Raw genomic sequence first — 13,562 nt, 5'->3', positions numbered from 1 at the left:
TCAGCCGTCACCCCGGGCAAGCGAAGCGCGACCCGGGGCCCATTGGCTGCCAGAGCGATGGCGCGTAACCCGCCCTTACTCGATGCCGATCTTCGCCTTGAGCAGGTCGTTGACCGCCTGCGGGTTGGCCTTGCCGCCGGTCGCCTTCATCACCTGGCCGACGAACCAGCCGAGAAGACCGGGCTTGGCGCGCGCCTGCTCCGCCTTCTCCGGGTTGGCGGCGATGATCTTGTCGACCTCGGCCTCGATGGCGCCGAGATCCGTCACCTGGCGCATGCCGCGCGCCTCGACGATCTCCGCCGGTTCGCCGCCCTCGCTCCAGACGATCTCGAACAGGTCCTTGGCGATCTTGCCCGAGATCGTCCCGTCGACCACCAGATCGACGATGCCGCCGAGCTGGCCGGCCGACACCGGGCTTTCGCTCAGCTCCAGCCCTTCCTTGTTGATCCGGCCGAACAGCTCGTTGATCACCCAGTTTGCCGAAAGCTTGGCATCGCGCCCCTTGGCGACCTGCTCGAAGAAGTCGGCCGAGGCCTTTTCCGCCACCAGAATGTCGGCGTCATAGGCGGTGAGCCCGTAATCGGCGACGAAGCGCGCCTTCTTGTCGTCCGGCAGCTCCGGCAGGCCGACGGCGAGCGCGTCGACGTAAGCCTGGTCGAACTCCAGCGGCAGCAGGTCCGGATCGGGGAAATAGCGGTAGTCGTGCGCCTCCTCCTTGGAGCGCATGGAGCGGGTCTCGCCCTTGACCGGATCGAACAGGCGCGTCTCCTGGTCGATGCTGCCGCCGTCCTCCAGGATGCCGATCTGGCGGCGGGCCTCATACTCGATGGCCTGGCCGACGAAGCGGATGGAGTTGACGTTCTTGATCTCGCAGCGCGTGCCGAAGGCCCCGCCCGGCGCGCGCACCGAAACGTTGACGTCGGCGCGCATCGAGCCCTGGTCCATGTTGCCGTCGCAGGTGCCCAGGTAACGCAGGATGGTGCGCAGCTTGGTGAGATACGCCTTCGCCTCGTCGGCGCAGCGCAGGTCCGGCTTGGAGACGATCTCCATCAGCGCGACGCCCGAGCGGTTGAGATCGACGAAGGACATAGTCGGGTGCTGGTCGTGCAGCGACTTGCCGGCGTCCTGCTCCAGATGCAGCCGCTCGACGCCGACCGTCACCTGCTCGCCGCCGGGCATGTCGAGCAGGACCTCGCCCTCGCCGACGATCGGCTGCTTGAACTGGGAGATCTGGTAGCCCTGCGGCAGGTCCGGATAGAAGTAGTTCTTGCGGTCGAAAACGGACTTGAGGTTGATCTGCGCCTTGAGGCCGAGGCCGGTGCGGATCGCCTGCTTGACGCATTCCTCGTTGATCACCGGCAGCATGCCCGGCATCGCCGCATCGACGAGGCTCACATTGGCGTTCGGATCCTTGCCGAACTCGGTCGAGGCGCCGGAGAACAGCTTGGCATTCGAGGTGACCTGGGCATGCACCTCCATGCCGATCACGATTTCCCAGTCGCCCGTGGCGCCCTTGATGAACTTCTTGGGATCGGGGGTGCGGGTGTCGACGATGCTCATGCCGTGGAAGTCCTGCCCGTTGTGTCGTGCCTGTCGCCCGCCCCTCGAGCCCCGCGCGCACGCGCGAAAAAGGTTTGCCAAGGGGCGGACTTGTCCTGAACGCGTGCCGCGCGCGCCGAAACGCACGCCGGAACGCTCGAGTGTGTGGGTAGTGGGTCTTTGCCCTCCCCGCAAGGGGGGAGGTGGGGGAGAGATGACCCACAAGACTATCGATATGTAGCGCTTCCAATAAAATCACGAAGTCATATTGAATCCACCACGATCCTCGGCGAAAGTCTATTGAGATCGCCATCTTGATCGAGCATCAATAATCAAATCTCTTGATCAAACTTTTGATCCAAATCATACAAAACTCTATAGCCCATTCAGTCTGCGACTGAGATAGATTCGGCATTATGGAGCTACCGGGCCCATGCCCTAGTTTATTACGAACACTAGAAAAAAATCCCTTCAAAGAAAAACTCTCCCATTCATCAATATATGAATTTTTCTTAGAGCTTAGATTTTCTATGTAATTATGAGCTCCCCTCTCGTTACCTTGCGTCCATCCTTTCGCGTCCGAGATGATCTTGATAGTGCTTTCTAGTGCTTTTGCCGCAAAGAATGCGGAATTCTTCCCGTCTCTGTCACGTAGATCGAGCGCTTCCTTCATGTCACTATCTACGTTCTTCCACTTTGGGGAAGTAAGAAGCGACCAGAAAGGAGTTTCTACCTCTGTTTGCACCAGATCGTCGGAAACGAGCTGGATGAAACCGTTATGATAGTTCAACGGATATCCAGCCTGCCGAAATCGAGTATTCAACTCTTCGACAGACGCCTGAAAATCCTTCACTTTCTTCTCGCGGCGAGCACGTGCGCCATCTTTCCCATTTCCAAATTGCGACAGTGACGCCAATATTATCTCGCCTTCCGAGATTTCTTTCGCGTTCATAGAGGCTAAATCGTTCTCTTTGCTACGAAAGCCGATCTCAATAAGGCTAAGGCGCTCTTTTATGAAGACATCAGGCGTCCCAGTGAGTTCTTGGGTCATCCAACTTTCACATACTGCCACCATTGTACGCTTATGTGTCTGGATATGGTCGTTCCCGTTCCACTTCGTTGTGTACGAGAACCACTGACTGGACAACTCCTTCAAGCCCAATTCACGAGATAAGGTGCTGTGAAGGGCTGTCCAAAATGCGACAGATTCGGGACGTTCCTTCCCATCATAATAGTATGGATAGATATCTTCTTCCAAAATACGAAAAGATTGAAGTAGAATTCGGCGATCATTAATATCAAAACTATCTCTCAACACCAAACCATCATATCGACGCGCAAAAATATCAACAAGCATGTCTCACCTAAATTAAAATAACCAGTACGTAACAGCTAGGATTAAAGTCCTACTGCACCGCATCATCCTAGCCTAGTTGAGAGAATTCGGCCTTCTTCAGCTCAATCGCAAGTTGATTGGCTTTCTTCACCGCCTCCGCCGTGACCTCTTCGCAGATGCCCTCGTCGCGCAGGAAGCTCTCGAAGCTTTCGCCGATATGCGGATTGTCGCTCATGGCGGCGCCCTCCCAGTCTTCGTCCAAGACTAGCGCAAATCGGCGGCCGTCCGCCACTCCCCTAAATGGCCCCGCGCCCTCGGAATGAAGCGCAGGATGTCGGCGGGAGCGGATTGAAGCTCCGCCCCCTCACGCCGCGGCGCTGGCCGTGCGGGCCTGGCGGAACGAGACGAGCCGGCGGGTGTCCTCGTCCCACAGGACGAGCTTCACGCAGCCGAAGCTCTGGCGCAGGGTGATGCGGTTCATGTCGCGCAGTTCGGGGAAGTCGCGCATCACCTCACTGAGGCGATAGAACGGGATCTTGCTGGACAGGTGATGCACGTGGTGGATGCCGATATTGCCGGTGAACCACTGCAGGATCGGCGGCAGGTCGTAATGCGAGCTGCCTTCCAGCGCCGCGGTCTGGAAGTTCCACTCGCCGCTCACCGTCCAGTGGGTTTCCTCGAACTGGTGCTGGACGTAGAACAGCCAGACGCCGGCGGTCGCCGCCATCAGGATGATCAGCCCCTGCACCATCAGGAAAGCCCCCGGCCCCGCCGCCCAGATCAGCAGCGCGGCCATGGCGGCGATGCACAGGTTGGTGGCAAGGGTCGAGAGCCACGGCTCCAGGCCGCCGCGCATCAATCCGACTGGCAGGCGGTACTGGCACACGAACAGCCATGCGGGCCCCAGCCCGAACATCACCAGCGGATGCCGGTAGAGCCGATAGCGCAGCCGCCCGCTCCAGGGCAGCGCCTGGTACTCCCTGACCGTCAGCGTGTCGATGTCGCCGATGCCGCGCTGGTCGAGATTGCCGGTCGAGGCATGGTGGATGGCATGGGTCCGCCGCCAGTAGTCGTAGGGCGTGAAGGTCAGCACACCGAGCGCGCGGCCCGTCCAGTCGTTGAGCCCGCGCCGGGAGAACAGCGAGCCGTGCCCGCAATCGTGCTGCAGCATGAACAGGCGCACGAGAAGGCCGGCGGCCGGCACGGTCAGGACGAGGCCCCACCACTGGCCGTGGTTCACCAGCACCGCCGCCGCCGCCCACAGGGCCGCGAAGGGCAGCAGGCTGGCGATGATCTCGAAGACGCTGCGCGCCGTGCTCGGCTTGCGATACTTGGCCAGCGAGGCGTTCCAGGAGCGCGGCTTTTCGGCCGGGCGGCAGTCGGTGTTCTGCAATGGCTATCCTATCTGGAAGCGAGCCCTCCCTCGGGATCAGGACCCTAAGGAGGAAATGGGGCAACAACCCGCCTGGAAGACTGTCCGTCCGCGCAAGGGCGCGGTGCCGCCAGCCGAAGGGAGGGACCTCCCATCTCAGTCCGGGTTTGGCAAGTCAATTCGTCGCCGCGGTCAGCGACAATGCGTCCCTCGCCGGGCCTTCAACGGCCCTTCAACGCCCCCGGGCCATCAGGATGAAGCGCAGCACGGCGGCGACGGCCTCGTAGAGCTCTATCGGGATTTCGCGGTCGAGCTCGATCTGCGACAGGGCTTCGGCAAGGGCCGCGTCCTCTTCCACCGGCACGCCATGTTCGGCCGCAAGCTCCAGGATGCGGGCGGCAAGGACGCCGCGCCCCTTGGCCGTGACGCGCGGCGCGCCGGCATGGTCGTAGTGAAGCGCCACCGCCAGCCGGCGGCGCGGATCCTCGTCCCCGCTCACGAGACCACGTCCACGAACTGGCCCGAGAGCGCCGGCGGATCGTCCGGCAGTCCGCCGGTCACCTTGAGGTCGACCACCTCCAGCCCCTGTTCGGCAAGCGTTGCGGCAAGGCGGGGCAACCGCTCGCGAAGGTCTGCGGCGATGTCCGGGCGCACGGCCCAAAGGCTTGCGAACAGCCGGGGACCGTCGAGCCCGACCAGCGCTTCCACCGCGCCGGTCGCCTCCGTATCGAGCGCAAAGCGCAGTCGCCAGGCGGGATGCGCGCCCTCCCCCTCGTGGCCGGGCGTGTCGTCGCGCCCGATCTGCAGCGAGATCACCGCGGTCTGCCCACCAACGACCAGCGGCAGGTCGAGCACCCGGTCGAACAGGGCCGCATCTCCCGCCCCTTCGCCGTCGGCGAGCAACCCGCGCGAGGCCAGCGAGGCGAGCCGCAGCCGGGCCAGCGCCGCATCGGTCTTGGCCGCAAGGATGGCGGCGGCCTCCTCTGCGTCGCGCGCCAGAAGCGCGGATACCAGTTCGCTGCTGGCGCGGGCCGGCTTCTCGCCGCGCGGATGGCGGGAGATCCCCGGCAGCGGCGGCGGGGTCGCCTGCCGGGCCGGCGCCTCGCGCCCCCCGGCCGCGCCCTTGAGAACGCTCAAAAGCTCGCTCAAGGCATCATCCAGACTTGAACCGGCTCCGCCTGCCGCCCCGCGCCCGGTCAGTCCTTCCAGGGCCGCCTTGAGCGCGGGACCATCCAGCCGCCCTTCCCGGCTTGCCGTCGGATCCAGCCGGAACCCGAGAAGGCCCGCCAGCGCGCTCGTCACCGCAGGCGGCAGCAAGCCGCCCGGCACCCCGGCGGGCGCTGCGGCCAGCGCCGCGGCAAGGCCGGCATAGAGCGAGGACAGTCCGTCCTGGCGGGCGGCAAGGGAGGTGGCGAGCGAGGCGACGCGCGCCAGCGCCTCGGTCTCGCCGAGGGCGGAGGCAGGGGTGCCCTGCCCTGGCGTTTGGGCGGCGTTCTGCGGCGCGGCGCTGACCTGATAGCGTGGGCCGTCGGGGCCGCGCTCGACGCTGAGTGTCGCGCGGCTGCCCAGCGGCAGCATCTCCTGCCCCTCGACGTCGAGCTGGAACCCGCCGCCCGCCCCGCCGCCGACAAGGCGCATGACGTTTTCGCTCAGGTGCTTTGCCACGCGCACGGCGATGGCATCGCCGACATTGAGCATCGGCACGCGGCTGACCGGCCGCACCGCGACGACGCCGCTCTGGCTGCCCTGGGATGGGGATGTCACACGAGAGATCATGCGCGGGGCCTCGCCGTCCTGCCGACCGCCGGCAGCAGCCGAGCCTAGCAGATTTTCAGCACCTGCGCCGATCCTGCCGCGCGTTCCGTCCCCTGCGTTTGATCTCCGTCAAATAGTTTCACTCGCAACCATCATAGTGTCGATGAACGGATGGGCGCCATGGCGGCGCCGCGACAGCAAGGACGATGGCCATGGGACTGATGAAGCGCCTCGACGAACGCGCCGGACTGATGGGGCGGATGATGCGCACGGTCGGCGCGGACGACGCGATGCCGAGCGGCATGATGATGGAAACCGCCATGCGCAAGGTCGCCTCCCGCTGCCTTGGCTGCGAGCGGCCCGAGGAGTGCGCCAACTGGCTGGATGCGCATGAGGATGGCGCGGCGCACGCGCCCGATTTCTGCCCCAACGGCGATCTCTTCGCCACCTGGACGGGCCAGGCAAAAGCCTAGGGTGAGGACCTTAGTGCCGGACGGCGCCTGAGAAGACGTTGACGACGATGACGCCGGCGATGATCAGCCCCAGGCCGATGATCGCGGCCAAGTCGAGCGTCTGGCGGAAGACGAAATAGCCGACCGCCGAGATCAGCACGATGCCGAGCCCGCTCCACATGGCATAGGCAACGCCGACCGGGAAGGTCCGCAGCGCCACCGACAGGAAGTAGAAGGCGGCGAGATAGCAGACCGCCATCACCGCCGTGGGCAGCGCGCGGGTGAACTGCTGCGACTGCTGCAGCGCCGTCGTGCCGATCACCTCCAGCACGATGGCGATGGCGAGCGCGGCATAGGACAGGACGGTGGGGGACAGGACGGCGGGGGACATGGCCGCGGCCTCAGCGGCGGTTGCGGCGCGAGCGCTTGCGGATCGCGTGAACCAGCGCGGCGACGACCAAAGCCCCGAGGAAACGGAACGGCAGCACGGCCAGCGGCCCGCCCTCGTAGCCGCCGAGAGCCGGCACGCCGCTCGCCGCCAGCGAGACGTCGATCAGCACGCTCAGGGCCGCGGCGGCAAAGCCCGCGATCACCAGCTTGGCGCGCGCATCGGCATACCATCCGAGCGCAGCGCCGATCAGCAGCGCGAAGGGATTGAGGAGGCCCGCAAGGCCGAAAAGCAGCGGCAGGGATTCGGACGGTGTCATGACCGTGTTTTAGGATCGCCCGCCGAAAAAGGGAACCGCAATCGCACGACCGGCGGCCAACCGGCCCGCGGCATTTGTGCAACGCCGGCGCGGTGCCTCGCGCTCCCTCGCACGCATGATCTTGCACGGCAAGCGGCCAGCCCCTATCTCTCGATCGTCAACTTCGGAGAGCTTATGCGCAGCCAGCTCGAGACCCGGTAAAGCCCGGTCCATCGAGAACAGACCGGGCAACGAACCCACGCACGACCGCTTGCGTTGCGGGCGGCGGTGACGTGCGCGCTGGAACTGCATCTCCGGAATTATCCCTGAAATGGACATCTCCAAGGCCGAGCAGCGGGTCCTCCACCTGCTCGCTCAAGGCGGTCACGTGCTCGTCGAGAAGGACGAGCGCGGCCGCATAGAAGAGCTCGCCATCGTCACGCGCGAAGGCTGGCACCACACGGGACTGACGCTCGAACTCTTCCGCAAGCTGAAGCGGCGCAGGCTGATCGCCTCCGCCAATTCCGGCCCTTACCGCATCACACGGCTGGGGCTCTTGAGGGTTCGCGCGCAACTCGACAACCGCTGAAACCCGGCTGCCGTTGCCGCACCGCCCGGTGCCGCAACGGCAGCCAACTTGCAGGTTTTTACCCCTTTCCAAATGCCGGCGAGTGTGGATTGCTGGGCAGGTTTGGAACCTTCCTGCTGGAGTGTTTTTCCATGTCTTTCGAAACCTGGCTTGCCTTTTCCGCCGCCTCTTTCGTGATGCTGGCCATCCCCGGCCCGACCATCCTTCTGGTCGTCTCCTATGCGCTGGCCCATGGCCGGGCCGTCGCCTCGGCGACCGTCATCGGCGTTGCGCTCGGCGATCTCACCGCCATGACCGCCTCGCTGCTCGGTCTCGGCGCACTGCTCGCGACGTCCGCGACCCTGTTCACGGTGCTGAAGTGGATCGGCGCCATGTATCTGATCTGGCTGGGCATCAAGGTCTGGCGCGCACCGGTCGCCGACGAGGCCCCGCAGGAAATGGCGGACGGCAGCCCCTCCCCGGCGCGCGCGCCGATGCTGCGCATCGCCCTCCACGCCTATGCGGTGACGGCGCTCAACCCCAAGAGCATCGTCTTCTTCATCGCCTTCCTGCCGATGTTCATCGATCCGGCGCGCCCGCTCCTGCAGCAGGCGGCGATCCTGGAGGCGACCTTCGTTATCCTCGCCGCGCTCAATGCCGCCGCCTACGGGCTGATGGCCTCGATGGTGCGCTCGCGCATCCGCCGCCCGTCCGTGCGGCGCTGGATCAACCGCACCGGCGGCACCTTGATGATCGGGGCCGGCCTGCTGGCGCTCGGCTGGCGCCGCGCGGCCAACTGACGGCGCCGCGCAGACCGCGCGAACCGCGAAAACACGAACGAAAACGGGGAGGCAATCGCCTCCCCGTGTTCATTTCGGAAGCTCTCGTCGGGCCGGTCAGGCGCGCAGCCGCTCGGTCGGCTCGCGCATCGTCACCAGCTCCTCGGCCGCCGTCGGATGCACCGCCATCGTCGCATCGAAGTCGGCCTTGGTGGCGCCCATCCGCAGCGCGATGCCCAGCACCTGCACCAGCTCGCCCGCGTCGTGGCCGAGGATATGCACGCCGAGCACCTTGTCGCTCTCCGGCTCGACCAGCACCTTCATCAGCATCTTCTCGTCGCGGCCCGACAGCGTGTGCTTCATCGGACGGAAATGCGCCTTGTAGACATCGACGGCACCATGCTTTTCCAGCGCCTCGGCCTGGGTCAGGCCGACCGTGCCGATCTCGGGCTGGGAGAACACGGCCGTCGGGATCATCGAGTGATCGGCCGACCACTGCTTGCCGCCATAGACGCTGTCGGCGAAGGCGTGGCCCTCGCGGATCGCCACCGGCGTCAGGTTCACCCGGTCGGTGACATCTCCCACGGCGTAGATCGAAGGCACGTTGGTCTGCGAGGCCTCGTTGACGATGATGGCGCCAGAGGAGGCCAGCTCTACCCCCGCCTTGTCGAGGCCGAGGCCGGCGGTGTTCGGCCGCCGGCCGATGGCGAACATGATCTTGTCCGCGTGCAGCGTATCGCCCTTGCGGGTATGGCCGATGAGCCCGTCCTCGGTCTTCTCGATGGAGGAGAAGACATCGCCGCACAGCACGCGGATGCCCTTCTTCTCCATCTCCTCGTGCAGGACCTTGCGCAGATCGTCGTCAAAGCCGCGCAGCACTTCCTCGCCGCGATAGATCAGCGTCGTTTCCGCGCCGAGCCCGGCGAAAATCCCCGCGAACTCGACCGCGATATACCCGCCGCCTGCCACCACCACCCGCTTGGGCAGGTCGGCAAGATGGAAGACTTCGTTGGAGGTGATGACGTGCTCGCCGCCCGGCAGGGTGGCATCGACATTCGGCGTCGCACCGACCGCGATCAGGATCCGCTCGGCACGGATGCGGCGTCCGTCGGTCAGGAGATGCACCGTGTGGGCATCCTCCAGCACGGCCCGCGTGTCGAACAGCTCGACGCCGGACCGCTCCAGGTTGCGGCGATATATCCCCTCGAGCCGGGCGATCTCCCGGTCCTTGGCATCGATCAGCCGCTCCCAGTCGAAGCTGCTCTCGCCGACCTGCCAGCCGAAGCCGGCCGCGTCCTCGAATTCCTCGGAAAAGCGCGAGGCATAGACCATCAGCTTCTTGGGCACGCAACCGCGGATAACGCAGGTGCCGCCGTAGCGGTATTCCTCGGCAATGCCGACGCGCGCGCCATGGGACGCGGCGATACGGGCCGCGCGCACGCCGCCCGAGCCGCCGCCGATGACGAACAGGTCAAAGTCGAAATCGCTCATGCCTCGCCCTTAGCGTTTGGAGGGCCGCGGCCGACCGGCCGGACCCGTCGTCCATGATGCCCCGCGCCCGGGTCCGGGCGGCATGGCCGCGGCCGGAACAACTCCGGCCGGGCAGTCGCGGCCCGCGTTTGTCGGGCCCGAAATACCGGCCCGAATTACTGGGCCGGCGCTTCCGTCGGCTGGGTCTGCTGGGCTTCCTGGCGCTTGGTCAGCTCCTCGCGCACCAGGGTCACCATCTCGGTCGAGATCGCATCACCCCACTGCTTCGCCGCGCCGATCGACAGCGCGCGCAGCTCCGGCTCGACGCGGGAATACTTCTGGCCGAGCGGCGTGTTGTAGAAGGCAGCAAGCTCCTTCAGCTCCTCGACGGTGAAGCGGCGGGCCCACACTTCGTAGACCACCCGGTTCAGTTCCGGACGACGGTCGGCGAGCTTCAGAGCGACCTCGGTGACAACCTCGTCGATCATTGCCGTGTTGGCCGGGTCGTTCTGGATGAACAGGCCGCGGGTGCGCTCGGCCATCAGCGGCAGCACGTCATCGAACGCGCGGATTGCCTGCGCCGACTGCACGGCCTCGCGCGCTGCGGCGATCTGTTCGTCGGAGAAGGTTTCCTGGGCGGTCGCCGCCTGGGCGAACGAGAGAACCATCGCCGCCGCCGTGGCTGCGGCCATCGCGGACTTCCGGCAGAAAAGAAACATCGGTTACTCCATGAGCAAGTGATCGGGGTCCCGGCCGCTTCGGCCGGGCTGTTCCTAAAAGGTCAGTTTTCCTCGCCGGCTGCGGGGACAAGGCGCTCCACGCCGTCGGCCCCGGCCAGATAGGCGACATCTGCGATGCCGAGAAAGAGTCCGTGGTCCACCACCCCCGGGATATCGAGCAGCGCCCGCGACAGGGCGTCCGCATCGGTGATCTCGCGCAAATCGATGTCGAGAATATGGTGGCCGCCATCGGTAACGAAGGGCGTTTCTCCGCCGCGCAGCAGGATCGGCGCATCGTAACCCAGATCGGCCAGAGCACGGGCGATCGCATTGCGCGTCGCGCCAAGGCCGAAGGGCACCACCTCCACCGGCAACGGGAAGGCGCCGAGCTGCTTCACCTTCTTGCTGGCATCGGCGATGACGATCATGCGCAGCGACGCCTTGGCGACGATCTTCTCGCGCAGCAACGCACCGCCGCCGCCCTTGATCAGGCGCAGCTGCAGGTCCAGCTCATCCGCTCCGTCGATGGTGAGATCCAGTTCCGGGCAGGCTTCCAGCGTGGTCAGCGGCACGCCGAGCTCGGTGCAAAGCGCCGCGGTGCGCTCCGACGTCGGCACGCCGATCACCGAGAACCCCTCGCGGACCTTCTCCGCCAGCGCGCGGACAAACTGTTCCGCCGTCGACCCGGTTCCGATGCCGAGCCGCATGCCCGACGTGACCTCTTCCAGCGCCGCTTCGGCGGCCTTTCGCTTCAGCTCTTCGCTCATTGCGTTCCGTTCGTCGCCCGTTCGCCGCGCGTGCGGCTGTCGCATCCGGCCCGCACTTGTTCACGGTGCGACCATCCGCTGGTGTGGGGCGGGTTTAGCATGGGATCCGCGCAAGGCAAAGAACCAGCGGCACCACGGGGACGATGCCGGGCGGCCGGCGGCAACACGTTTTAAGGGCATGACGAACTGCGCACCACCTCCCGCAGCGTTAACAGACAATTCAAGCAATCGTGCCACGCTCCCGGGCAACAAGTGTGCGGATAACGCATTGAGGGTGGGAACACTTCGGAGAAATGACCATGCGTCTATTTGCGGCCTCGCGTCGACAAACTGTTGAAATATCCAAGATTTTAAACAGTGACGCGGCCCCTGGCGAAGATCGGGCCGCCTCCCCGGCCGACGAGGACATGTCTTCCGGCGCGTCGCTGTCGCTCGCCCGCGACCAGCAGACCGCGCTGACCCTCGATCTGATCGAGTCGGATCTGCGCACCGCCGCCAACGGCATCGGCACGGGCGCGGAAGAGTTGCGCACCCGCGTCGGCGAGCAATTGCTGCTCCTGTCGGATATCCGCGGCCACTCCCAGGCGCTGCACAGCGAGACGCGCCATGCGGACGAGACCGCCCAGCAGCTGGCCGCCTCGGTCGAACAGCTGGTCTCGGCAAGCAACGAGATCAACGGTCAGGTGCAGAATTCCTCGCGTTTGGCCGAGGAAGCGCGCGAAGTCGCCGACACGGCGAACACCGGCATTCAGGAGCTGAAAAGTGCCATCGACGACATCGCCAATGTCGTGCGCCTGATCTCAGACGTTGCCAAGCAAACCAACTTGCTCGCCCTCAACGCCACCATCGAGGCGGCCCGCGCCGGCGAGGCCGGGCGGGGATTTGCCGTGGTCGCCAACGAGGTGAAGGCGCTGTCGGTCGAGACCCAGACCGCCACCGACGAAATCATCGCCAATATCGCCCGCCTGCAGACCTCGGCAGAGGGGAGTATTCGTGCCGTCGACCGCATCATCGGCGTGATCGGCGAGATCCTGCCGAGCTTTGCGGCCGTTGCCGAGGCCGTCGGCCAGCAGATGGAAACCTCACGCTCGGTCGGCGAAACCGCGCGGGAAACCGCCGATTTCGTACGTGCGGTCACCGAGAAGGTCTCGACGATCGCCGAGGCCACCGACAGCGCCGAGCGCGCCGGACAGGCCGCCGGCGAGGCCTCCCGCTCCATGCTCGCCCTGGGGAATAGTCTGAGCAGCCGGTTCACGATGATGATCCGCCAGACGGCGATCGGCGACCGCCGCCGCGACGACCGGCTGCCGGCGGAGCTGACCGGCACCCTCACCCAGTCCGGCCGCAGCTGCCGCATCAAGACGCTCGATCTGTCCACGGGCGGCGCGCTGCTTGTCCCGCAGGACGGCGAGGCAAGCGCGCAGACCGGACCGGCCACCGTCGAGCTGTCCAGCCTCGGCCGCACCAACCTGCAGGTCGTCGCCGTCTCCGACCTCGGCATGCATTGCGCCTTCGAAAATCCGGACGAAGGTTTCGCAACGCGCCTTGCCGACCTTCTGGCACGGGTGCGGGGAGAACTCGCCCCCTCCATCGAGCGGGCACAGGACGGCGCACGCCGCGTCACCGAGGCGATGGAAGCGGCCGTATCCTCGGGCAACCTGACGCTGGAGGCGCTGTTCGACACCGATTACCAGCCGCTGGCCGGCACCAATCCGCGCCAGGTCTCGAACCGCGCACTCGCCGTGCTGGAGCGCATCCTGCCGCCGATCCAGGAGGATATCCTGACCCGCGCCAAGGGCACCGGGCTCGTCTTTTGCGTTTCGGTCGACCGCAACGCCTATCTGCCGGTGCACAATGCGGTCTATTCCCAGCCGCAGCGCCCCGACGATCCGGCGTGGAACGCCGCCAATTGCCGCAACCGGCGGATTTTCGACGACCGCGCGGGACTGAGCGCGGCGCGCAACACCCGCCCCTTCCTGGTGCAGACCTATCCCCGCGACATGGGCAACGGCAGCATCATCTGGATGCGCGAGATCGACGCGCCCATCACCGTGGCCGGCCGCCACTGGGGCGGCTTCCGCACCGCCTACAAGCTGTGACGCGCTTGTCGCGAAATCGC

At 65.6% G+C, this 13,562-nt stretch carries 15 protein-coding genes; 4 read left to right on the top strand and 11 right to left on the bottom strand.

Features of this window, described 5'->3' with window-relative positions:
• Window positions 1–75: 75 nt before the first annotated feature.
• The 6 genes from gatB to fliK all read right to left on the bottom strand — a co-directional run bounded on the left by gatB (window position 76) and on the right by fliK (window position 6,023).
• Entirely contained in the window at window positions 76–1,560 is a 1,485-nt protein-coding gene (gatB, locus tag ACVJ6E_RS06930) for an Asp-tRNA(Asn)/Glu-tRNA(Gln) amidotransferase subunit GatB (RefSeq protein WP_120267626.1), read from the bottom strand.
• A gap of 304 nt (window positions 1,561–1,864) precedes the next feature.
• Window positions 1,865–2,896, bottom strand: coding sequence for an abortive infection family protein (locus ACVJ6E_RS06925; RefSeq protein WP_120267625.1), 1,032 nt, complete (start codon window positions 2,894–2,896; stop codon window positions 1,865–1,867).
• Between the two features lie 67 nt (window positions 2,897–2,963).
• Window positions 2,964–3,110, bottom strand: coding sequence for a hypothetical protein (locus ACVJ6E_RS06920; RefSeq protein ID WP_158592622.1), 147 nt, complete (start codon window positions 3,108–3,110; stop codon window positions 2,964–2,966).
• Window positions 3,111–3,239: 129 nt separating this feature from the next.
• Entirely contained in the window at window positions 3,240–4,268 is a 1,029-nt protein-coding gene (locus tag ACVJ6E_RS06915) for a fatty acid desaturase (protein ID WP_120267624.1), read from the bottom strand.
• A 211-nt stretch (window positions 4,269–4,479) separates the two neighbouring features.
• Window positions 4,480–4,746, bottom strand: a complete 267-nt coding sequence (locus tag ACVJ6E_RS06910) for an EscU/YscU/HrcU family type III secretion system export apparatus switch protein (RefSeq protein WP_120267623.1) — start codon at window positions 4,744–4,746, stop codon at window positions 4,480–4,482.
• Window positions 4,743–6,023 carry a flagellar hook-length control protein FliK gene (fliK, locus tag ACVJ6E_RS06905; RefSeq protein ID WP_120267622.1) on the bottom strand — a complete coding sequence of 427 codons (1,281 nt, stop codon included), beginning with the start codon at window positions 6,021–6,023 and terminating at the stop codon, window positions 4,743–4,745. The genes ACVJ6E_RS06910 and fliK overlap by 4 nt, the downstream gene beginning before the upstream one ends.
• Before the next feature lie 191 nt (window positions 6,024–6,214).
• On the opposite strand from fliK, the gene ACVJ6E_RS06900 reads away from it, so the two are divergent.
• Window positions 6,215–6,475 carry a DUF6455 family protein gene (locus ACVJ6E_RS06900; RefSeq protein ID WP_120267621.1) on the top strand — a complete coding sequence of 87 codons (261 nt, stop codon included), beginning with the start codon at window positions 6,215–6,217 and terminating at the stop codon, window positions 6,473–6,475.
• 10 nt (window positions 6,476–6,485) lie between these two features.
• Here the strand turns inward: ACVJ6E_RS06900 and ACVJ6E_RS06895 are convergent, their stop codons facing one another.
• Together ACVJ6E_RS06895 and ACVJ6E_RS06890 are read right to left on the bottom strand one after the other, a co-directional pair.
• Window positions 6,486–6,845, bottom strand: coding sequence for a DMT family transporter (locus ACVJ6E_RS06895; protein WP_120267620.1), 360 nt, complete (start codon window positions 6,843–6,845; stop codon window positions 6,486–6,488).
• A 10-nt stretch (window positions 6,846–6,855) separates the two neighbouring features.
• Window positions 6,856–7,161 (bottom strand): phosphatidylglycerophosphatase, encoded by a 306-nt coding sequence (locus ACVJ6E_RS06890; protein WP_120267619.1) that lies wholly within the window; start codon window positions 7,159–7,161, stop codon window positions 6,856–6,858.
• A 310-nt stretch (window positions 7,162–7,471) separates the two neighbouring features.
• Here ACVJ6E_RS06890 and ACVJ6E_RS06885 point away from each other — a divergent pair, with 310 nt between their 5' ends.
• Together ACVJ6E_RS06885 and ACVJ6E_RS06880 are read left to right on the top strand one after the other, a co-directional pair.
• Window positions 7,472–7,729 carry a YjhX family toxin gene (locus tag ACVJ6E_RS06885; protein ID WP_120267618.1) on the top strand — a complete coding sequence of 86 codons (258 nt, stop codon included), beginning with the start codon at window positions 7,472–7,474 and terminating at the stop codon, window positions 7,727–7,729.
• 131 nt (window positions 7,730–7,860) lie between these two features.
• Entirely contained in the window at window positions 7,861–8,508 is a 648-nt protein-coding gene (locus tag ACVJ6E_RS06880) for a LysE family translocator (RefSeq protein ID WP_120267617.1), read from the top strand.
• A gap of 96 nt (window positions 8,509–8,604) precedes the next feature.
• Here the strand turns inward: ACVJ6E_RS06880 and gor are convergent, their stop codons facing one another.
• The 3 genes from gor to rpiA form a co-directional block, all read right to left on the bottom strand.
• Window positions 8,605–9,978, bottom strand: a complete 1,374-nt coding sequence (gene gor, locus ACVJ6E_RS06875; protein ID WP_120267616.1) for a glutathione-disulfide reductase — start codon at window positions 9,976–9,978, stop codon at window positions 8,605–8,607.
• 155 nt (window positions 9,979–10,133) lie between these two features.
• On the bottom strand, window positions 10,134–10,649 hold the full coding sequence (locus tag ACVJ6E_RS06870; RefSeq protein WP_120268327.1) for a DUF2059 domain-containing protein: 516 nt from the start codon (window positions 10,647–10,649) through the stop codon (window positions 10,134–10,136).
• Window positions 10,650–10,738: 89 nt separating this feature from the next.
• On the bottom strand, window positions 10,739–11,443 hold the full coding sequence (rpiA, locus tag ACVJ6E_RS06865) for a ribose-5-phosphate isomerase RpiA (RefSeq protein ID WP_120267615.1): 705 nt from the start codon (window positions 11,441–11,443) through the stop codon (window positions 10,739–10,741).
• Window positions 11,444–11,850: 407 nt separating this feature from the next.
• Here rpiA and ACVJ6E_RS06860 point away from each other — a divergent pair, with 407 nt between their 5' ends.
• Window positions 11,851–13,542, top strand: coding sequence for a methyl-accepting chemotaxis protein (locus ACVJ6E_RS06860; protein ID WP_158592621.1), 1,692 nt, complete (start codon window positions 11,851–11,853; stop codon window positions 13,540–13,542).
• The last annotated feature ends 20 nt before the right edge of the window (window positions 13,543–13,562 follow it).

Source organism: Stappia sp. G46H5W, assembly GCF_058448995.1.
This window is presented reverse-complemented; position numbering and strand designations above follow the sequence as displayed.

Bases quoted from the DNA above. Each gene is read 5' to 3' on its own strand.
- gatB (WP_120267626.1), bottom strand. From the start codon at position 1,560: ATGAGCATCGTCGACACCCGCACCCCCGATCCCAAGAAGTTCATCAAG.
- ACVJ6E_RS06925 (WP_120267625.1), bottom strand. From the start codon at position 2,896: ATGCTTGTTGATATTTTTGCGCGTCGATATGATGGTTTGGTGTTGAGA.
- ACVJ6E_RS06920 (WP_158592622.1), bottom strand. From the start codon at position 3,110: ATGAGCGACAATCCGCATATCGGCGAAAGCTTCGAGAGCTTCCTGCGC.
- fliK (WP_120267622.1), bottom strand. From the start codon at position 6,023: ATGATCTCTCGTGTGACATCCCCATCCCAGGGCAGCCAGAGCGGCGTC.
- ACVJ6E_RS06900 (WP_120267621.1), top strand. From the start codon at position 6,215: ATGGGACTGATGAAGCGCCTCGACGAACGCGCCGGACTGATGGGGCGG.
- ACVJ6E_RS06895 (WP_120267620.1), bottom strand. From the start codon at position 6,845: ATGTCCCCCGCCGTCCTGTCCCCCACCGTCCTGTCCTATGCCGCGCTC.
- ACVJ6E_RS06890 (WP_120267619.1), bottom strand. From the start codon at position 7,161: ATGACACCGTCCGAATCCCTGCCGCTGCTTTTCGGCCTTGCGGGCCTC.
- ACVJ6E_RS06885 (WP_120267618.1), top strand. From the start codon at position 7,472: ATGGACATCTCCAAGGCCGAGCAGCGGGTCCTCCACCTGCTCGCTCAA.
- ACVJ6E_RS06880 (WP_120267617.1), top strand. From the start codon at position 7,861: ATGTCTTTCGAAACCTGGCTTGCCTTTTCCGCCGCCTCTTTCGTGATG.
- gor (WP_120267616.1), bottom strand. From the start codon at position 9,978: ATGAGCGATTTCGACTTTGACCTGTTCGTCATCGGCGGCGGCTCGGGC.
- ACVJ6E_RS06870 (WP_120268327.1), bottom strand. From the start codon at position 10,649: ATGGCCGCAGCCACGGCGGCGGCGATGGTTCTCTCGTTCGCCCAGGCG.
- rpiA (WP_120267615.1), bottom strand. From the start codon at position 11,443: ATGAGCGAAGAGCTGAAGCGAAAGGCCGCCGAAGCGGCGCTGGAAGAG.
- ACVJ6E_RS06860 (WP_158592621.1), top strand. From the start codon at position 11,851: ATGTCTTCCGGCGCGTCGCTGTCGCTCGCCCGCGACCAGCAGACCGCG.